This window comes from Streptococcus penaeicida (assembly GCF_002887775.1).
Taxonomy (GTDB): domain Bacteria; phylum Bacillota; class Bacilli; order Lactobacillales; family Streptococcaceae; genus Streptococcus; species Streptococcus penaeicida.
In genome coordinates, this window is the sequence record NZ_LOCM01000027.1 from 39,285 (window position 1) to 59,309 (window position 20,025).

A 20,025-nucleotide genomic window follows, 5' to 3' on the forward strand; every position below is an offset into this window, starting at 1 on the left:
ATTACCCCTCTGCCAATAATAAATCTGGATCGCTTAGGTAAGATTTAAGCAAGTTGATAGCTTGTTGTGCGTAAACACCGTCAATTGCGCGATGATCGAAAGCAAATGAAATTTTCATAACATTCTTCAATACTGGGGTACCTTCTTCGTCAGGCATAAAGATTTTATCGATACGACCAACGTTTAAGATAGCAATTTCTGGCAAGTTAATGATTGGAGTTGACCAAACACCTGCTGTTGCTGCAGCACCAACGTTTGTTACTGAAATAGAACCTTTGCCCATATCAGCTGTTCCAAGTTTACCATCACGCGCTTTTTGTGAAATTTCAGAGATTTCTTGCGCGATATCAAAGAGGCTCTTACGTTCAGCGTTACGAATCATTGGTACCATTAAGCCACGAGGTGTGTCTGTAGCAACACCGATATTGTAGTATTGGTGATGGCTGATTTCGTTTTTATCCATATCGATAGATACGTTTAAGTCTGGGAAGCGTTTCAACATAGCAACTAAAGCTTTAACCAAGTATGGTGTGAAGGTTAATTTAATACCTTTTTCAGCTGCGATGACTTTCATCTTGTTGCGGTGAGCGACAAGGGCATCAACTTCTGCTTGGTCGAAGACGGTAACTTGTGCCACTTCGCTAGAGCTTTTAGCCAAAACATCAGCAATCGTGCGGCGAATTGATGGCATTTTTTCTACCACTTCCGCAAACTCTTCATTTGTTGCTTTTGGAGCAGCTACTGCTTTTTCTTCAGCAACTTCTTCATGCACTTCTGGTGCTTGTTCTTGAACTTGTGCTACCTGTGCAGCTCCGCCATTCGCCAAGAAAGCATCGACATCTTCGATAGTGATTTTGCCATTGCTTCCACTGCCGTTTACTAAGCGTAAATCAACATCTTTTGAGCGTGCATATTTGCGAACACGTGGAACAGCTAGGAGACGAACATCAACTGAAGGGTCTACTTGAGCAACCGCTACTTGTTTTGGTGCTTCTGTTTTTTCTTCAACTGGTGCTTCTTCTTTTGGAGCTTCAGCTGCAGCTGGAGCTTTACTTGCTGCTGAGTTATCTCCGCCAGCCAAGTATGCTTTTAATTCTTCTTCAGTTTCAACTATGTCAGCGATTGGTTGACCAACGATTCCAGTATCTCCTGCTTCAACATAAATTTTTGCAAGATAACCAGAAATTGGGCTTGGAAGTTCAACGACTGCTTTATCACTTTCGATTTCAAGTAGGGTAGTATCTTCAACAACTTTGTCCCCAACTTTTGCAGTCCATGACATGATGACACTTTCGTGAGTTCCTTCACCAGCATCTGGTAAAATATATTGGTACATGCTAACTCCTCCCTAAAATTCTACAGTTTCTTTTGCTTTTGCTACGATATCTTCAACACTTGGCATCCAATCTTCTTCAGCAAGACCAAATGGGAAGATTGTATCTGGAGCAGTAACGCGTCCAAGAGGAGCATCTAAGTCCATGAAGTTACGTTCACTGATTTCAGACATGATTTGTCCAGCAGTACCAGCTTGGCGTTGTGCTTCTTGAAGAACAACTGCGCGATGTGTTTTAGCAACAGAAGCTTGGATAGTTTCATAGTCAACTGGTGATACAGTACGTAAGTCTACAACTTCTGCACTGATACCTTCTTTTTCAAGTTGGTCAGCAGCTTGAAGTGCTAATTGAACCATTAAACCGTAACCGATTAAAGTAACGTCAGAACCTTCACGAACAACATTTGCTTTATCAAGAGGAACAGTATAGTAGCCTTCTGGAACTTCATCTTTAACAGTACGGTAAAGACGTAAATGTTCTAGGAAGAATACTGGATCTTCAGATTCAATGGCAGCAATCATTAATCCTTTTGCATCATAAGCAGATGAAGGGATAACAACACGAAGTCCTGGAATTTGAGCTAAGAATCCTTCTAAACTGTCTGAGTGTAATTCAGGGGTATGAACACCACCACCATAAGGAGCACGGATAGTAATTTGAGCACCACGAGTTCCACCAGAACGGTAACGTTGACGAGGAATTTGAGCAATTAATGCATCCATAGCTTCAACGATGAAACCTGAGAATTGCATTTCTGGAATTGGTAGGAAGCCTTCTTGAGCAAGACCAACAGACATTTGAAGAATTCCAGATTCAGCAAGTGGTGTATCAAAAACGCGATTTTCACCGAATTCTTCTTGCATTCCTGCAGTGATACGGAAAACCCCACCATTTTTACCAACGTCTTCACCAAAAATCAAGGCGTTGTCGTGTTTTTTCATTACTTCATGCAAACCTTCAGTAACGGCTTGTGCTAATGTAAGAACTGGCATATTAGTTTTCCTCCTTTGCACTATAGTAAGCAATTTGTTCTTGGATATTTTGTGGTTGATCTTTATACATGAATTCTAAGAATTCAGTGATACGTTGTGGTTCAGTTTTAGCCATTTCAGCAAGAGCATCTTTAGCTTGAGTTTTCACTTCTTCATAGATAGCATCTGCTTTTTCTTGACTCCAAAGACCTTTTTCAGTTAGGTAATTGCCTAAACGGATAAGTGGATCTTTTTTAAGCCATGCTTCAACTTCTTCATCAGCACGGTAACGTTTTGGATCGTCTGACATTGTATGAGGACCAAAGCGGTAAGTCATGTTTTCGATTACAACTGGACCATTTTCAATTGCGTATTCACGCGCTTTTTTAACTGTGTAATAAACTGCAACAGGGTCCATTCCATCAATACGGACAGCTGGGATACCAGCAGCTACTGCTTTTTGAGCCAATGTTTGAGCTTTTGTTTGATGTGAAGTTGGTACAGAAATTCCGTAACCGTTATTTTGAACAACAGCAACAAGATTTGCTTTGAAAACACCAGCGAAGTTAAGAGCTTCGTAGAAATCACCTTGTGAAGTTGCAGAGTCTCCACATAATGAAAGGGCAATTTGTTTTTCACCTTTCATACGTTTAGCAATACCATTACCTAAAGCTTGAATAGTAGTACCACCAACGATAACGTTAGGAGAATACATGTTCAAATCTTCTGGGTATTGGTTAGCTACATAGTGACCTTTGTACCACAAGAAAGCTTGTGATAATTTCATACCAAATTTAACACCAGGGAATACGTCACGGTAAGTTGGTGCGAAAACGTCATTTTTATCTAGAGCTAAAACAGCACCATATTGGCTGGCTTCTTGACCGCCACCAGGAGCATAGTTGCTCAAAGCACCTTGTCTGTTCAATAGGATAACACGCTCATCGATGGCGCGACCCCAAGTAATGGTTTCCATTAATTCAACCAACTCTTCATCAGACAATTGGGCCATCGCATCTTCATCAACGACATTTCCAACCTCATCGAGAATTTGGTACATTGGGAATTTTTCATCATATGATGAAACAAGTTCCGTAAAGTTAAGTTCACTAATTTTCATGTTAACTACCTTCCTTTCGAGATTATGATAGCGCTTTCTATGGCCGGCGTAAACTTCCAAAATCTTATAGCACTATAAGTAAATGTTCAAAAAAAGACTAAAGTACCATATTTTTGCATAAGACCCTCTCTTTTTCTTTGATTTTTGGAAAATTGGTAACCCATTATGCTATTTGTGATGTATAATAGTATCAGTCTATAAAAGGCGAATTTTACATATTTTATATAACAGAATTCATTTTTACCCTAAAAATTTATAAATATTAAGAAAAAATTTTTGCAAAAAAAGACCCACACCAAGTGTGAGGTGCATTTAACTTTTTCTATGAATTATGCTATATTTGTTCACAATCAAAGATTGTTTCACAGAGACTGCAATCAGTTTTCACTTATCAATCGAACATAAAAAAAACCCTCAAAGAGGGCTTTCATTATTTTAGGAATCTAAATTATGCTTTGTTAGCTGATCCGAAAACGTCGATACGTTCTTCAACTGCAGCTTGAACAGCTTTCATACCTGGAGCCAAGAATTTACGTGGGTCAAATAATTTTTTACCATCGTATTCTGCTTCGTTTGCATCGTAGTTACGAGCAAATTCGCGAGTTGCATTTGAGAATGCAATTTGGCTTTCAGTGTTAACGTTAACTTTAGCAACACCAAGTTTGATAGCTGCTTTAATTTGATCGTCAGGGATACCAGAACCACCGTGTAAAACGATTGGGAAGCCAGGAACAGCTGCCGCTAATTTTTCTAAGTGGTCAAGAGCGAGACCTTCCCAGTTTGCAGGGTATGGACCATGGATGTTACCAATACCAGCAGCAAGGAAATCAATTCCAGTTTCAACCATTGCTTTAGCATCTTCGATTGGAGCAAGTTCACCTTTACCGATGATACCGTCTTCTTCACCACCGATTGTTCCAACTTCAGCTTCAACTGAAACGCCTTTAGCGTGTGCTAATTCAACAACTTCTTTAGTTTTAGCAAGGTTTTCTTCAACTGGAAGGTGAGAACCGTCGAACATGATTGAAGAGTAACCAACTTCGATACATTCCAAAGCATCTTCATAATGACCGTGGTCAAGGTGAATAGCTACAGGAACAGTAATTCCCATTGATTCTACAAGGTTAGAAATAAGTGATTGACACACTTTATAACCACCCATGTATTTCGCAGCACCCATTGAAGTTTGGATAAGAACTGGAGCTTTTTTAGCTTCTGCTGCACGCAAGATAGCTTGAGTCCATTCTAAGTTGTTAGTGTTGAATCCACCAACAGCATAGCCGTTTTCACGAGCTGCTTGTACAAATTTTTCTGCTGAAACGATTGCCATTTGTTAGGCCTCCTCTAATTTTTCGGGTAATCCCGTTTACAATCTACATTCTAGCATAATTCACATGAAATTTCTAGTACTTGCAAACGTGTAAAACGTTTTCTAACTTCTAAAATGATAGATTTTTATAAAAATTTTCACCTTTTAAACAACAAAAAAGCGAGCCCAAAGCTCACTTACTTTATGCGGAGAGAGGGACTTGAACCCTCACGACCTAAAGCGGTCACAGGATCCTTAGTCCTGCGCGTCTGCCAATTCCGCCATCCCCGCTACTCATTAGCAACATCAATTATTATATCAACTATGAGTATTTCTGTCAATGCTAGTTTTGATATTTTTTCAAAAAGTTTGCAATTTCTTTTTCGTAGCCTTTTTTGTCAACTTCATAGGCTTTTGCATGCTTAGCCCCTTTAACAATCAGTATTTCTTTAGGGCCAGCCGTCGCCTTATAATTATCATAGACCATGTCAGTTGGAACAAAATCATCCTTATCTCCGTGAATAAAGAGAACTGGTAACTTGTTCTTCTTCAACTGATTAACAGAACTTGCTTCACCATAGGTAAACCCGGCCCGCATCTTAGAAATGGCTGATACTTCATATAGGATTGGAAATGTAGGTAAGTTGTACATATCCTTAGCCTGATATTTCAATTCTTCCCAAACACTGCTATAACCACAATCCTCAATAATATTGACCACTTGTTTTGGTAATTGTTCACCACTGGCCATCATTACAGTCGCAGCTCCCATGGAAAGACCAAAATAGGAAATCTGACTCTGAGAATCTTCCTTAACAAGTTGCTTGGTCCAGGCAATCAGATTCAAACGATCATTCCATCCATAACCAATAATATTGCCTTCACTTTTACCGTGAGCTTCGTTATCAGGAATCAAAACATTGTAACCTAAATCATGGAATAGCATAGCGTAGGGTTTCATCCCTTCTTTACTATTCAAGAAACCATGGACGACAATAGCCGTTTTATGAGATGGCTGCTCAGCAGGAAGGTACCAAGCAACCTGCTTCTTATCTCTGTTAGTTAAGCGTCTTGTCTCAACTTTTAAAGCATCAAAGGCTTGTTCACTAGCATATAAAGGATTCTCCTTGGTCCTTTTTTCATTGCTAATAAAAGACTTCTCTTCTCTAATCTGAGCGACATGGAAAAAGTAAAAACTTGCTCCTACACTGATAGTTGTTAAAAGTAAGAGTAGAATCATAAAATACTTTGATAATCGAGTTATTTTCATATCAAACATTTTACCTTATTTGCACAAAAAAAGAAAGGGGCCAGCCCTTCTTTTTCAACTATTTTAAAGAAGTACACTACTAAAGATAGGAACCACCACGGTAACGATAACTCCTACGATAACAAGTGCGATAGAACCCATAGATTCTTCCACCTGTCCAAAATCTTTGGCTGCCGAAACTCCAAGTGCATGCCCCGCAGTTCCTAAAGCAAGACCACGCGCAATTGGATCATTAATCTTAAAGAGCTTAATGAGTGGCTTAGCCAATGCATAAATAATAACCCCATTTAAGATACAAGCTAGAGATGTCAATTCCGCTGAACCACCAATAGCAAGTGATGTTGGCATAGCAATCGCTGTTGTCGCTGCTTGAGGAAGCATTGACGCAGTCACAACCTTACCTAATTGAAGGATTGTTGAAATCACATAGATACCATAAACAGCAACCACACTACCTAACGTAATACCACCAAGAATTTGAATCCAGTATTTTTTCAAAACCTCTTTTTTACGGTAAAGGGGAATAGCAAAGCAAATAGTAGCCGGTTCAAGGAAGAAAGCAATGATTTGACCACCTTTATTATATTGGTCGAAAGTAATGCCAGTGGCTTTTAAAGTTGCAATACCGAGAATCATGGCAACGAAAAGAGGTGCAAAGAGGAAGAATCCATTAGTCTTTTTGAACAAGATTTGACCGATGAAGAAGGTACCGACTGATAATAATACACCGAAAATTGGAGAAACTTTTAATAATTCAATGAATGCTTCCATCTTTGTTACTTCCTTTCATTATTTAGCAAATACGTTGTTGTTAGCCATTAATTTGGCTTGTGGTTGGTGAGTTTGAGCAAAATCACGACCATTGTTAAGTACAGTTCCAGCATTAAGTTGTAAGACTAATTGAGTCATCCAACCAGTAGCAACTAAAAGAATTAATGTTGAAGCAAAAATTAAAACCATATCTAATACAAAGTTTGCTTGAAGTAGACCAAGTGATTTAACAACTGACACACCTGCAGGTACGAAGAATAAACCAATGTTGTTAACTAAAGCATCGCCAACTGTTTCAACCTGTTCGAGTTTGATGACATTAAATGAAAGAGCTAAGAACATGAGCACCAAACCAATAACGGATGCTGGCATCACAAATGGTAGGAGACTTTCAATCACTTTTGAGATGAGTACGATAGAACCGATTAGTACGCTTTGATAGATAACTGAGTAAGATTTTTTCATGATTTCGACTCCTTTTGTTTTCCTTTTTTTCTTGTTTGATTGTCTTTATTATAGACAAAAAAGAGCCCTAAAGGCTCTTTTTGGAGTGAAACGCTTTCAAGCTGGTATGAAATGCTTTTTCCCAGTCTTAAGTTGCAGTTTAAAGTCCTAATTGCTGTTTAAAGACCTTAATATAAGACCTAGACACTGGAACCTTGCCCTTATTGGACATAGTGACTTGATAGGTTTGGTTAAACCAAGGTTGAATTTCCTTGATTTCTTCTTGATTAATAATGTAAGCCCGATGAACCTTCAAAAAGCGGTCGGAAGTCAAGTTTTTCTCAATAGCCGACAAGCTAGTGTGGCTAGTATAAGCTCCCTTTTTCGTGTAAACCGTTGTCTCCTTACCTTGTACCTCACAATAGAGAATATCGGTAAAAGGTAGGAGATAAATACGTTCATCCGTCTCAACTGTCAAGCGCTCAACAGCCTTCTCAACTGTCTTAGCCTGTCCTTGTCCCCGGTTTTGAATTTCCAAAGCAGCCTGGGCTTTCTCAACAGCCTTTTGAATCCGTGATTGTTCAAAAGGTTTGAGAATATAATCCAATGCATTCACTTCAAAGGCCTCCACAGCATGATTGTCATAAGCTGTCGCGAAAATAATCAGCGGCGCATGGGGTACCTTGGTCAAGCGTTTGGCCAAATCTAAACCATTCTCATCCGTTAAATGAATATCTAAGAAAAGGAGATCAGGCTGCTCCGCTAAAATCAATTCAAAGGCATCATCAATCGATTCCCCTTCAAAAATCTCTTCAACTTGCTCGGTTTGCTGCAAGAGGTAGTTTAATTCCATACGAGCCAAGGGCTCATCATCAATAATAGCAACTTTCATTCTGCCTCTCCTTCTATACTGTGATAGGGAATAGTAACGTCAAAACAAGCCCCTTGATCACTTGACGAAATTTTGAACTGTGAAGCATCCCCAAAAAGACTACGTAAGCGACGGTTAAGGTTTTCAATAGCAGAACCTGTTCCGCCTGATGAAGAAATCACTTCCTTACCCAATTTTGGTAATAAGTCAGGGGCAATCCCTTTGCCATTGTCCTTAACCTGAAGGTGTAATAACTTATCTTCTTGGCTAATGCTAATGGTCACATGATTATCTTTTTTACGACCCGTAAAAGCATGCTTCAAGGCATTTTCCACCAATATCTGAATAATAAAAGGTGGAATAGCAGCCTGATAGAGTTCTTGCGGAATGGCTATATGAATACTAAAGCGATTCGGAAAACGGGCTTGTTCAATAGATAAATAAGCATTTAAATGATTAATTTCTTCTTCAACCGAAATCACATTATGCCGCGTGCTATTAATATTTGCACGGAAGTAATTGCCTAACTGTAAAAGTAAGTGACGAGCTTTTTCTCTATCAATTCGCATCAAAGCTGAAATAGTATTAATGGCGTTGAAGAGGAAATGAGGATTCACTTGCGCCTGCAAGGATTTAATTTCCGCATCTTTTAAGAGACCTTGTTCGATAGCCATTTGTCCCAATTCTAATTGAGAAGAAAAAATATTACCCAAACCTTGAGCCAATTCTTCTTCAACATAAGACAATTTGTCAGCATCTGTAAAGTAGAGCTTAAAGGTACCAGCGACTTTTCCTTTAACAAATAAAGGAACCACAATAGCCGCCTCCAAAGGACAGTTAGCCACATGACAACCTATTTCATGCTTATGCCTTGCTACATGAATTTTCCCCGTCTCAATCACTTCTTTAGACAAATCCGTGATAATTTTCTTTGCCGGAATATGATGATCACTAGCAGCACCAACATGGGCTAAAATCGAGGTCCGGTTGGTTACTGAAACAGCTGAAACCCGCATAAATTTTTGGATTTCAATGGCTGCCTTGTGGGCAGATGCTGGCGTGAGACCTTGACGGAAATAAGGCAAAGTCGTATTGGTCAGTGCTAAAACATCATGGGTTTGAATGGCCTTCATACTTTCTTCTTGAGCCAGAGTACCAAGAATGATCGATAGAAATATCCCCGTGCCTAAGGCATTAACAAAGACCATAGGAATGGCAATGGTTTGAATTAATTCTACCGCTTGTGTCTTGTCCGGCGAGAAAATATAAATACAAAGCATCTGGATAATCTCCATCAATGCTCCGCATAAACTCCCCTGCCAGACTGGTGGATAGCTTTTTTTTGCGCAAGCTCATTTGCCCAAGTATACCCGAGAAAATCCCAATCAAAACGGAAGAAATAAAATAGGTATATGGTGCATTTCCTCCTTGAAGCCAACGGACGGTTCCGGAAATCAGCCCAACGAAAAAGCCGACAAAGGGACCACCTATCAGACCCGACATGCCGATGGTCAGAGTCCGAGTATTAGCGATTGAGGTATGGGAAGACAGACTGACAAGGCCCCCGTTGCCAATATCGAATGGAGCATTAACCAAGACTCCTGTAAAATTACTAATAATGGCAAATGCAGAAAAGGTCAAAATCAAGACCCAGCGAGCTCGCCTGGAGTCCCGCTCATACATCATGCGCTTATAAAAAGGGCTAATCATTAACAGATTAGCCAGTAGGATAATTAGCCCCACACGTTCCAGGAGGGGTAATAATAGTGTTATCATAGCTTAACCTCTGTAAGTTATATTATAACACTGTTTTGAAAACTCTTACAAGTTTCAAGTAAAAATGTAGAAAATCATTTACTATTTTCAACAGCTGCAGTCACAAAAGCTGTATAAAGCTCTTCCGCATGGTTTGGACGGCTATGCAATTCAGGGTGGTATTGGGCAGCCACAAAGAATTTTTTATCAGGAAGTTCAACAATTTCCATCAAACGGTTATCCGGTGAAACACCAGAGAAAACAAAGCCTGCTGCTTCAAATTCTGGGCGGAACTTATTGTTAAATTCATATCGGTGACGGTGACGTCGTTGCACCACTTCTTGATTGTTGTAGGCTGCTGCGGCTTTTGATCCGACCTTTAATTTACATGGGTAGAGACCTAGACGGAGTGTTCCGCCCATATCTTCAATATCAATTTGATCACGCATGATATCAATAATTGGGTATGGTGTTGCAGGGTCAAGCTCAGCTGAATTTGCCCCTTCCATATTAAGGACGTGTCTAGCATATTCGACACAGGTTAATTGCATGCCTAAACAGATACCAAGCATTGGCACATCTTGTTCACGGGCATAACGAATAGCTTGAATTTTACCTTCCGTTCCCCGTTGACCAAAGCCACCAGGAACAATAATCCCGTCAGCTTCACCAAGCAAGTCAGCCACATTTTCAGCAGTTAGATCGTTGGCATTAACCCAATTTAAGTCAATAGCTGAATCATTTTCAAAGCCTGAATGTTTCAAGGCCTCAACAACTGAAAGATAGGCATCGGGTAATTCAACATACTTACCAACCAATGCAATTTTTGTTGTTTTCTTAAGGTTCATAACCTTATCAACCATGGCTGTCCATTCGGTCATATCTGCTTCTGGCACATCTAATTTCAAATGGTCACAAACAATTTGATCCATCCCTTGCGCTTGAAGGTTTAAAGGAATTTGATATAAGTGTTCCACATCCATTGACTCAATAACAGCTTCAGGTTGTACGTCACAGAATTGAGCCAACTTATTCTTAATACTTTGTTCAACAGGTTCCTCAGTCCGAATAACCAACATATTTGGCTGGATACCTAAACCACGTAGTTCCTTAACAGAGTGTTGTGTTGGCTTAGTTTTCATTTCACCAGCTGCTTTTAAATAAGGTAAAAGCGTTGTATGGATATACATGACATTATCAGAACCGACATCTGCTTTCATTTGACGAAGGGCTTCTAAGAACGGCAAGCTTTCAATATCCCCAACTGTACCACCAACTTCAGTGATAATAACATCAGAGTCCGTTGTTGTAGCCGCGCGTTTAATTTTTTCTTTTAAGGCATCGGTAATATGTGGAATAACTTGAACCGTAGCCCCTAAGTATTCCCCTTTACGTTCCTTACGCAAGACTTCGCTGTAGATTTTACCAGTTGTCACGTTTGAATACTTATTTAAGTTAATATCAATAAAACGTTCATAATGACCAAGGTCAAGGTCAGTCTCAGCACCATCATCAGTGACATAAACTTCTCCGTGTTGGTATGGACTCATTGTCCCTGGATCAATATTGATATAAGGATCGAACTTTTGAATGGTTACTTTTAACCCACGATTTTTCAAAAGTCGTCCTAAACTTGCCGCTACAATCCCTTTACCAATTGATGATACAACGCCACCAGTTACAAAAATGTACTTTGTCATTCAAACTCCTTAAGTTTTTAAATACTCACTTTCACCTTGAACACTCCACTTGCCATGTTGGGGGAAACATTCTTTGAGAATGGTCAGCTACAAAAGCACCAAGATGAAGAAAAAACAAAAATAGCCCCCTATTGCTAGGGAGCCTTAATCGACCTCTTAAAGAGGTGCCCGAATAATAATATAAACTATATTCAGAACTTTGTCAAATATTATTAGGCAAAAATTTTCAACCTTTTAGATGTCTGAAAATGAAAGCTTTTACAAAGAAGGGTTATTCTTCTTCTTCCTCGTCTTCATCATCTTCTTCGTTGATTTCAACTTCTTCAATGTCATCTTCTGGAATAATTTCATTTAATTCTGAATCATAAGATTCCACTTCTGATTTTTCATCTTCTGGATCTTCTTCATCATATTCAATTTCTTCTGTTTCTTCAGTGAAGTCTTCATCTTCTGGATCATCATCACTGTAGTCGATTGCGTCTTCATCACCATCCATAAAGGCATTAACACGTTTTTTCTTACGTTTTGGTGCACCGTCTTCTTCATCTTCTAGGGTAATGATTTCTTCATCAATTTCATCAATAGCATACCAAGAGCGTAAGCCCCATTTGTTGTCGCCAAGCGGAATAAATGAACCATCTGTATTTAAGTCTGTGTAGAAAAATGGTAAGGCGTGACGGATATCAGCGTCTGATTTTCCTAAAAATGTTTGAATATCATTAACTAAATCACTAAAGTACACTTCATTGTCGCGACCTCGTTCTTCTAAAATAGCACGCGCCACTTCAATCATTGAAAGTTCACTTTTTTCTTGTCCCGCAAATATGTCTAATTTCAAGGCAGTTCTCCTTATTTTATCATTCCTTACTATTTTACGCTAATTTTACAGATTCGTCAAAGCTTTTATCGGTTAAACAGTGGCTTTTCCGCTAATCTCAACAATCTTTTCATAAATGGCTTGCATATTTTCCAAAATAAAATCAGCCTGACTTTGATCCACCAACATCCTATTTTCTTGATAAGCTAAAACTGGTATTTCAGCCGCTTTTCCTGCCGCGATTCCGGAAGGTGAATCTTCAATCACTAAGGCTTGATCAGGCGCGATGTCCAAAATTTCTAAGACATGGAGGTAAATAGCTGGGTTGGGTTTACTTTCAACAAAATCTTCTCCAGAAACGATTAAATTAAAATCTTGCAAAATGCCACAAGCATCAAGAACTTTGAGAATTTCCTTTTTAGGGCTAGAAGATGCGACAGCCAGTTTTATATCATGTTGCTTAGCAAAATTAATGATTTTCACAATGTCTTTACGGAAAAGCTTGCGAGCAGTTTGAGCATTGTATTTTTGCTCATCGATTTTGTGTAGGTTGCTAACAATTTCTTGATCTGTGATATCTGATTCACTCAAGTAACGAATACGATCCCACAAATCCCTACCTGATCGGCCAACTAAGGCTGAAAAATCTTCCAAGGTTAGGTTCTCCGGTGTCTTGGAAATTGACTTAATATAATCGCTCTGGAGCTGAAAATCTAAATACTCAGTGTCAACAATGACCCCATCCATATCAAAAATAATTGCTTTTAACATTTAATCCTCCTTAAATCAAGAAAGAGTCTGAAATATAATATTTCAGACTCTCTTGTCAATTATCCTAAAAGGATAGGCTTATTTCACTTTAGCTGTTTCAGTGATAACTTCAACTGCTTTTTTCATTGCAATATCATGTTTCAACATATCAGCTGAAAGAAGTGAACGAACTTGGTCTACAGGCATATTGTATTCTGTAGCAAGATCATTGATTTCTTTTTCGATTTCTTCATCAGTAGCTTCAAAACCTTCAGCTTTAGCAATAGCTTCGATAACAAGGTTAGTTTTAACACGTTTGTCAGCTTCTGCCTCGTATTGTTTGTGAAGATCTTCTTGGCTTGTTCCAGTTAATTGGAAGTACATTTCTGGAGAAATACCTTGGCGTTGCATATTACCCATGAATTCGTTCATTGAGCGGTGAACTTCGTCGTGAACCATTTCTTCTGGTAATTCAACGATTTCAGCGTTGTCAACTGCCAATTCGATAGCTGCACCTTCAACGGCGTCATCGTAAGCAATTTCTTTAGCTGCTTCAAGTTCTTTACGGTATTTAGCTTTTAATTCATCAAGAGTTTCCACTTCTTCATCAATATCTTTTGCTAATTCATCATCAAGTTCTGGAACTTCTTTAGCTTTAACTTCGTGAACAGTTGTTACGAATTTAGCGTCTTTACCAGCAAGGTCTTCAGCTTGATATTCTTCAGGGAAAGTAACGTTAACGTCTTTAGTTTCACCAGCTTTAGTCCCAACTAATTGCTCTTCAAAACCTGGGATGAATTGACCTGAACCAAGTTCAAGTGAGAAGTTATCACCTTTACCACCGTCAAATTCAACTCCGTCAACAGAACCAACAAAGTCGATAACAACAGTATCGCCTAATTCAGCAGCATCTTCTTTAACAACAAGTTCTGCTAAGTTTTTACGTTCGCGTTCGATTTTTTCGTCTACTTCTTCATCTGTAACTTCTTTTGATGCTTCAACTTCTACGGTTAAGTCTTTGTAGTCACCAAGTTTAACTTCAGGTTTAGTAACAACTTCTGCAGCGATTTCCCAATCTTTACCTTTTTCCATAGAAACAACGTCAATTTTTGGTTGAGCAACAACTTCAAGGTCAAGTTCAGCTAAAGCAGCTTCATAAGCTGAAGGTAAAATAATATTTAAAGCATCTTCGTAAAGAACTTCTTCACCAAATTTTTGGTTGAAGACTGGACGAGGCATATGACCTTTACGGAAACCTGGAACATTCAAATCTTTTTTAATTTTGTTGAAAGCTTGATCAAGAGCTGGTTTGATTTGATCTTGACCAATTGTAAATGTAATAACGCCACGGTTAGTAGCTTTGTTTTCAAATGATGTAGACATTAAGTCATTTCTCCTTAAAATAATTTAGATACAGTTCATTTTACCACAAAATAAAGCGATTTTAAAGTTTTTTGGCAGGAAAAACATGCTCAAGATTCAATAAAAAGACAATTAAGGCCTAGCCATTTCCAATTAAGTCAAATTTTGATAAACTAGCAACATGAGAAAGGAATTATCATGACTTTTTTACTAAATTATATTAACCATCTTCATTTGGAAGAACTCTTATTTAACTTAGTTTCCAAATGCCTATCCCTAGTCTTATTACTTATCTTTTTTGCCCTGATTAAAAGGGTTGCCAACACCTTTTTGGAAAAAGCGATTTTTAAATCCCTAAGCCTTTCAAGGCAAAGTCAAGCACGTAAAAATACCCTGACTAAATTAATCCACAATCTGATCAATTACATGCTCTACTTTCTCCTCCTATACTGGGTGCTCAGTCTGCTTAACATCCCCGTCTCTAGCCTCTTAGCTGGAGCAGGAATTGCCGGAGTAGCTATTGGTCTTGGCGCACAAGGTTTTCTATCCGACGTTGTTAATGGTTTCTTCATCCTCTTTGAAAATCAATTTGAAGTCGGTGATACCGTTAATATAGCAAGTATTGATGGTAATATTTCAAGTGTCGGTATTCGGACAACCCAAGTTCGTGACTTTGATGGCACCCTTCATTTCATCCCCAATCGCAACATCACCGTCGTCAGCAATAAATCGCGTGGCAACATGCGGGCCCTCATCGAAATCCCACTTTATTCCACAACCAACCTGGAACAAGTGACGGAAATTATCACTGCCGTAAACCAGAAAGAACTTGCCAACTACCCTCAAATCATTGATAAACCAACCATCCTAGGACCACAAGTCACACCAAACGGACAATTCTCCTTCAAAGTTGCTATTTTTACGGAAAATGGCCAGCAATACACTATTTACCATACCTTCTATCAAAAGTACCAAGAGGCCCTTTTGAAAGAAGGCATCGCCCTACCAACCAGCAATACACTACAAAACACACTAAAATAAAACTCAAAAAGAGGTGGTCAATTTTGTCCACCTCTTTTTGAGTCCATTTAATTTTTCCGGATAGAATCAGTGGCGTACAAAGCCCGAGCCCCGCCAATCAATTTAGGCCGACTGGCAAGAGCCGTCACATGAGCAGCCCCTAACTCCCGCTTGACAGGAATCAGCGGGACTTGAACACGTTTAACATGCATGCCAATAAAGGTGTCGCCAATGTCAAGACCCGCATGAGCAACAACTTCTTCAACCTCCACAGGCTGTTTCATAAATTTAAAAGCAGCCAATTGCCCACTGCCACCAGCATGCAGACTTGGCAAAACATTGACAATCTCATAGCCCTTAGCTTCTGCCACCTCTTCTTCAAGCACTAGTGCTCGATTGAGATGTTCACAACCTTGAACAGCCAAGTGAACACCCCGAGCAGAAACCTCATCTAAAATCGTTTTGACCACAACCTCACCAATCTCAAGACTGGATTCTTTACCAATCAAACCACCCTGGACCTCACTTGAAGAAAGGCCAAGAACAAAAACTTGTCCAGCTTTAATGTTACTGCGTTCTAAGACATCCTGAATAATCAAGCGCGTTTCATCTTCTAAAACTTTTAAATCAATCATCAAAAACCTACTTTCTAGTCTTTATTGATTACCTTAGCAAGGCTGAGATAGGTCAAGTAACCCACAATCATTCCTAAGAAGTTTTGACCAACATTGCCCATTATACCCGCGACAGCCGCCCCAAATCCGTACATGGGGATAGTCGCTAGGAAATAAATGCCGACCATCAAAAGGGAAGACAAGAGGAGGCCCAAATAGCGACTTTTACCTCTTAAACCGGCAAAATAGCCTTGACTGCCGTGGGCGATTAAACTAAAGAACATCCAGTTAGGGTAGCCCGATAGTAAATCAATCAGGAAGCCCGAAAGCCCACCGACAATCATCCCTTCCTTCTTGCCCAAATAAAAGGCAGTGAAGTAGATGCCTGCGTCCAACAAAGTAAGGAAACCCGTTGGTGTGCCAATTGAAACGAACTTACCTAAAATGATGGTCAAAGCCGTCAAAATGGACAAAAGTGTCATTGTTTGTAATTTTTTATTTGTCATAATTTTGTTTTACTCCATAATCATCGGCATGTTCAATAGCTTTAAAAACAAAAGCTTTAGCCTCTTTAACAGCCTCAAAAGCCGACCTACCCTCAACCAGAGACGAGGCAATACATGAAGCGAAAGTGCAACCCGCCCCAATATTATTGCGCGTCAAAATCGGCGAGGTCAAAAACTGAAACTCCTGTCCATCGTAGAAAAGATCAACTGCCTGGTCCTGGCTAAGGCGATTTCCCCCCTTGATAACCACCGTTTTAGCCCCCAAGTCATGCAGGATAACAGCCGCTGTTTTCATGTCCGCCTTAGTCTTAATCTCCATTTGGGACAATAGCTCAGCTTCTACCAAGTTGGGCGTAATGACAGTCGCATAGGGGAAAAATTTAAGCAATTCATCCCTGAGGGCCGAGACCTCTAAATCATGCTTTTCCTTACAAACCAAGACTGGGTCCAGAAGAATAGGAATGTCAGAACGAGCTCTGACAAAGGCTAAAGCCTCTTCTGCCACTTCAAGATTAGGAAGTAAGCCTAACTTAATGCCCGCAAAAGGAATATCTTTTAAACTATCAAGCTGAGCTTTAAAGATATTTTGATCGGTCGCGAAAACTTCAAAGCCATTTTCTGTCACTGCCGTCAAACACGTGACAGCCAAAAAACCATGCAACTTGTGCTGATGAAAGGTGGCTAAATCTGCGTAAAGACCGCCCCCACTATAAATATCATTGCCGGAGATGGCCAAAATATAATTAGTCTTCATATATAATCTCCTTCAAATAAAGGCCATTACCGGCAGCTGTCGGACCTGCTAGTTGGCGGTCTTTAGCTTCCAAGATAATTCTGACCTGCTCAACCGGCATTCTCTGGTTACCAATCTTCAATAGTGTGCCAACCATGTTACGGACCTGTTTATAGAGGAATCCATTCCCCGTAAAAGTGAAAACTAAGAATTGTCTCTCTTCATCATAAGATACTTTTGCCTGGTAAAGAGTCCGAACCTTGTTTTCAATAGTTGTTCCAGCAGCCGTAAAGCCTGTGAAATCATGTGTCCCAACCAAGTCCTTAATGGCTTCCTCAATCAGCGGAATCTCTAAGGGGTATGGATAATGGGTCGCATAATTACGCATCATCGGATTCTTTGGTCGACCAATGTCAACTAAAAATTCATAGGTCTTAAGATGTTTATTATAGCGAGCATGAAAGGTCTCATCGACAGCCTCAACGCTAATCACATCAATATCATCAGGCGTTTGCGTATCCAAGGCAAAACGGAGCTTCTCTATGTCACGTTCTTGCTCCAAATCAAAATGAATAACCTGTCCGTAAGCATGAACACCAGCATCAGTCCGGCCAGCTCCCTGAATAGTTATCATTTTCCCATTATTTAATCGACTTAAGGTTTTTTCAAATTCTTCCTGAACGGTACGGGCTTTGGTTTGTCTTTGAAAACCAGAAAACTGACTACCATCATAAGAAATAATCGCTTTATATCTAATCATGTACCTATTCTACCACTTTTTAAGCTGAAGAATCATCTTTCTAACTCATCTGTCCCCATACAGTTTGTTAGACCGTGAATCACCACAAAATGCCTACTGACAAAAGCAAGCAATTCTGATATAATTGTTGCTAATATTCAAAACAAAGGGGATACCTAAATGAAAGTTACCAAATTTGGAGGTAGTTCATTAGCCAGTGCTGAACAACTAAAGAAAGTTTTAGATATTATAAAATCAGACAAAGACCGAAAATTTGTCGTTGTCTCTGCACCGGGCAAGGAAAACCCAGAAGACACTAAGGTCACTGATGCTTTAATTGCCTATCATGACGCATATGTAACAGAATCAGACTTTACAGAAACACAAGAATGGATAATCAAACGCTATCAGACCATATGCGATTCATTGAAGATTGATTCAAAAATAATGGATACCATCACAAAGGATATCATAAGCCTTGCTAGTTTGCCGCAAGAAAACAATCCTTACCTCTATGATACTTTCTTAGCAGCTGGAGAAAATAACAACGCCAAGCTTGTTGCCGAATATTTCCGACAAAATGGCTTAAAAGCAAGATATATCAATCCAGGTCAAGCAGGTTTAATTGTCTCAAATGAACCACAAAACGCTCGTATTCTACCATCAAGCTATACCAAAATGGAAAAATTAAAAGAATATGAAGGCGTCTTAGTCATTCCAGGTTTTTTTGGAATAACAGAAGACAATAATATTTGTACCTTCTCTCGTGGTGGTTCTGATATTACTGGATCATTAATAGCTGCCGCAACAAGTGCTGACTTATATGAAAACTTCACTGATGTTGACGGTATATTTTCTGCCCACCCTGGAATCATAAAAAACCCAAAATCAATCCAAGAGTTAACCTATAAAGAGATGCGAGAATTAGCTTATGCTGGATTTACAGTATTACACGACGAGGCCCTAATACCAGCCTATCGTGGAAAAGTTCCTCTTGTCATCAAAAATACTAATAACCCTAGTCATCCAGGAACAAAAATTTTACTTGAGCGTAGCTCTAATGAAAGTCCAGTTGTTGGCATCTCTGGTGATGACAAATTTATTAGTATTAACATGTCAAAATATCTAATGAATAGAGAGGTTGGATTTGGACGAAAAGTATTACAAATCCTAGAAGATCTGAATATTCGATGGGAGCACATGCCTACTGGAATCGATGACTTATCAATCGTCATTAGAGAACGTGAAATGACTGCTATTAAAGAAAAAGAAATCTTAACCTATCTTACTCATGTATTAGAAGTAGATGAAGTATCTGTAACCAAAAACCTCTCAATCATTATGATCGTTGGGGAAAAAATGAAAAGTCATGTTGGTGTAACAGCCCAAGCAACAAAAGCCCTATCCGAAAACAAAATCAACATTGCCATGATTTCCCAAGGAGCAAGTGAAGATTCCGTTATGTTTGTAGTCGACTCAAAAAATGAGAAAAAAGCCATTAAATCACTCTATCAAACATTTTTTTAAGAAAAAACTAAGAGACTAGTTGGATAAATCCAGCTAGCCTCTTTTCACTTTCTGCACAAAGCTCATGTAAACAATTTATCAACTTATCTCATTGGAAGATTAGTAGATATCTCATATCCATAGAGTATTAGTAAGAATACTTGAAATCACATATCAAAAGTTCCTAAATTGAATTAATTGAATTCTTGGAATCTATCATTCGTAGAATAATAGAAAAAAATACTTGTTATCTCTAATCCAAACTTTTCTATACCTACAAGCAAGGCAAAAAAAGAACATGACATTGATGTCATGTTCTATGAATTAAGATGCACCCTAGAGGAGTCGAACCTCTAACCGCCTGATTCGTAGTCAGGTACTCTATCCAGTTGAGCTAAGGGTGCTCTTTATATTTCTAAAATCAGTATACACC

At 39.1% G+C, this 20,025-nt stretch carries 18 protein-coding genes, 2 tRNA genes and 1 pseudogene; 2 read left to right on the top strand and 19 right to left on the bottom strand.

Translation table 11 applies throughout. The features are described from left to right. Position 1 precedes the first annotated feature (1 nt). The 14 genes and pseudogenes from AT575_RS07195 to tig all read right to left on the bottom strand — a co-directional run bounded on the left by AT575_RS07195 (position 2) and on the right by tig (position 14,495). Entirely contained in the window at positions 2 to 1,336 is a 1,335-nt protein-coding gene (locus tag AT575_RS07195; RefSeq protein WP_102777768.1) for a dihydrolipoamide acetyltransferase family protein, read from the bottom strand. A gap of 12 nt (positions 1,337 to 1,348) precedes the next feature. After that, on the bottom strand, positions 1,349 to 2,326 hold the full coding sequence (locus AT575_RS07200) for an alpha-ketoacid dehydrogenase subunit beta (protein WP_102777769.1): 978 nt from the start codon (positions 2,324 to 2,326) through the stop codon (positions 1,349 to 1,351). A 1-nt stretch (position 2,327) separates the two neighbouring features. Continuing rightward, positions 2,328 to 3,425 (bottom strand): thiamine pyrophosphate-dependent dehydrogenase E1 component subunit alpha, encoded by a 1,098-nt coding sequence (locus tag AT575_RS07205; protein WP_102777770.1) that lies wholly within the window; start codon positions 3,423 to 3,425, stop codon positions 2,328 to 2,330. A 448-nt stretch (positions 3,426 to 3,873) separates the two neighbouring features. Further along, positions 3,874 to 4,755 carry a class II fructose-bisphosphate aldolase gene (locus AT575_RS07210; RefSeq protein ID WP_003083177.1) on the bottom strand — a complete coding sequence of 294 codons (882 nt, stop codon included), beginning with the start codon at positions 4,753 to 4,755 and terminating at the stop codon, positions 3,874 to 3,876. Positions 4,756 to 4,939: 184 nt separating this feature from the next. Next, positions 4,940 to 5,025, bottom strand: a tRNA-Leu gene (locus tag AT575_RS07215). A gap of 52 nt (positions 5,026 to 5,077) precedes the next feature. Next, the gene (locus AT575_RS07220) at positions 5,078 to 6,004 is read right to left on the bottom strand and encodes an alpha/beta hydrolase (RefSeq protein WP_102777783.1); all 927 of its coding nucleotides are present in this window, start codon (positions 6,002 to 6,004) and stop codon (positions 5,078 to 5,080) included. A 63-nt stretch (positions 6,005 to 6,067) separates the two neighbouring features. Continuing rightward, on the bottom strand, positions 6,068 to 6,775 hold the full coding sequence (gene lrgB, locus AT575_RS07225; RefSeq protein ID WP_102777771.1) for an antiholin-like protein LrgB: 708 nt from the start codon (positions 6,773 to 6,775) through the stop codon (positions 6,068 to 6,070). An 18-nt stretch (positions 6,776 to 6,793) separates the two neighbouring features. Then, on the bottom strand, positions 6,794 to 7,240 hold the full coding sequence (gene lrgA / locus AT575_RS07230; protein ID WP_102777772.1) for an antiholin-like murein hydrolase modulator LrgA: 447 nt from the start codon (positions 7,238 to 7,240) through the stop codon (positions 6,794 to 6,796). Positions 7,241 to 7,379: 139 nt separating this feature from the next. Next, complete coding sequence (locus tag AT575_RS07235) at positions 7,380 to 8,111, bottom strand: LytR/AlgR family response regulator transcription factor (RefSeq protein WP_102777773.1); 732 nt, start codon at positions 8,109 to 8,111, stop codon at positions 7,380 to 7,382. Continuing rightward, a pseudogene (locus tag AT575_RS07240) lies at positions 8,108 to 9,866 on the bottom strand (LytS/YhcK type 5TM receptor domain-containing protein). The gene AT575_RS07235 and the pseudogene AT575_RS07240 overlap by 4 nt, the downstream one beginning before the upstream one ends. A gap of 74 nt (positions 9,867 to 9,940) precedes the next feature. Beyond that, entirely contained in the window at positions 9,941 to 11,545 is a 1,605-nt protein-coding gene (locus AT575_RS07245) for a CTP synthase (RefSeq protein WP_102777774.1), read from the bottom strand. Between the two features lie 271 nt (positions 11,546 to 11,816). Then, a complete protein-coding gene (gene rpoE / locus AT575_RS07250; RefSeq protein WP_102777775.1) occupies positions 11,817 to 12,383 on the bottom strand; it encodes a DNA-directed RNA polymerase subunit delta in 567 nt (188 codons plus the stop codon). 72 nt (positions 12,384 to 12,455) lie between these two features. Next, positions 12,456 to 13,133 (bottom strand): HAD family hydrolase, encoded by a 678-nt coding sequence (locus AT575_RS07255; RefSeq protein ID WP_102777776.1) that lies wholly within the window; start codon positions 13,131 to 13,133, stop codon positions 12,456 to 12,458. 78 nt (positions 13,134 to 13,211) lie between these two features. Further along, positions 13,212 to 14,495 (bottom strand): trigger factor, encoded by a 1,284-nt coding sequence (gene tig, locus AT575_RS07260; RefSeq protein WP_102777777.1) that lies wholly within the window; start codon positions 14,493 to 14,495, stop codon positions 13,212 to 13,214. A gap of 177 nt (positions 14,496 to 14,672) precedes the next feature. Between tig and AT575_RS07265 the strand changes: the two genes are divergently transcribed. Then, entirely contained in the window at positions 14,673 to 15,515 is an 843-nt protein-coding gene (locus AT575_RS07265) for a mechanosensitive ion channel family protein (RefSeq protein ID WP_102777778.1), read from the top strand. A gap of 47 nt (positions 15,516 to 15,562) precedes the next feature. Here AT575_RS07265 and AT575_RS07270 read toward each other — a convergent pair whose 3' ends face one another. Genes AT575_RS07270 through truA form a run of 4 tightly spaced genes read right to left on the bottom strand, consistent with a single transcriptional unit; the run spans position 15,563 to position 18,107 of the window. Beyond that, positions 15,563 to 16,126 (bottom strand): TIGR01440 family protein, encoded by a 564-nt coding sequence (locus tag AT575_RS07270; protein WP_102777784.1) that lies wholly within the window; start codon positions 16,124 to 16,126, stop codon positions 15,563 to 15,565. A gap of 17 nt (positions 16,127 to 16,143) precedes the next feature. Next, positions 16,144 to 16,614 (bottom strand): ECF transporter S component, encoded by a 471-nt coding sequence (locus AT575_RS07275; protein ID WP_102777779.1) that lies wholly within the window; start codon positions 16,612 to 16,614, stop codon positions 16,144 to 16,146. Then, positions 16,604 to 17,368, bottom strand: a complete 765-nt coding sequence (locus tag AT575_RS07280; RefSeq protein ID WP_102777780.1) for a bifunctional hydroxymethylpyrimidine kinase/phosphomethylpyrimidine kinase — start codon at positions 17,366 to 17,368, stop codon at positions 16,604 to 16,606. Before AT575_RS07280 ends, AT575_RS07275 begins: the two co-directional genes overlap by 11 nt. Beyond that, positions 17,358 to 18,107: a tRNA pseudouridine(38-40) synthase TruA gene (gene truA / locus AT575_RS07285; protein WP_102777781.1), complete on the bottom strand. Its 750-nt coding sequence runs from the start codon at positions 18,105 to 18,107 to the stop codon at positions 17,358 to 17,360. The genes AT575_RS07280 and truA overlap by 11 nt, the downstream gene beginning before the upstream one ends. Positions 18,108 to 18,266: 159 nt before the next feature. On the opposite strand from truA, the gene AT575_RS07290 reads away from it, so the two are divergent. Beyond that, the gene (locus AT575_RS07290; RefSeq protein WP_102777782.1) at positions 18,267 to 19,613 is read left to right on the top strand and encodes an aspartate kinase; all 1,347 of its coding nucleotides are present in this window, start codon (positions 18,267 to 18,269) and stop codon (positions 19,611 to 19,613) included. 309 nt (positions 19,614 to 19,922) lie between these two features. On the opposite strand, the gene AT575_RS07295 is transcribed toward AT575_RS07290, so the two are convergent. Further along, positions 19,923 to 19,996 (bottom strand) — tRNA-Arg (locus AT575_RS07295). Between the last annotated feature and the right edge of the window lie 29 nt (positions 19,997 to 20,025).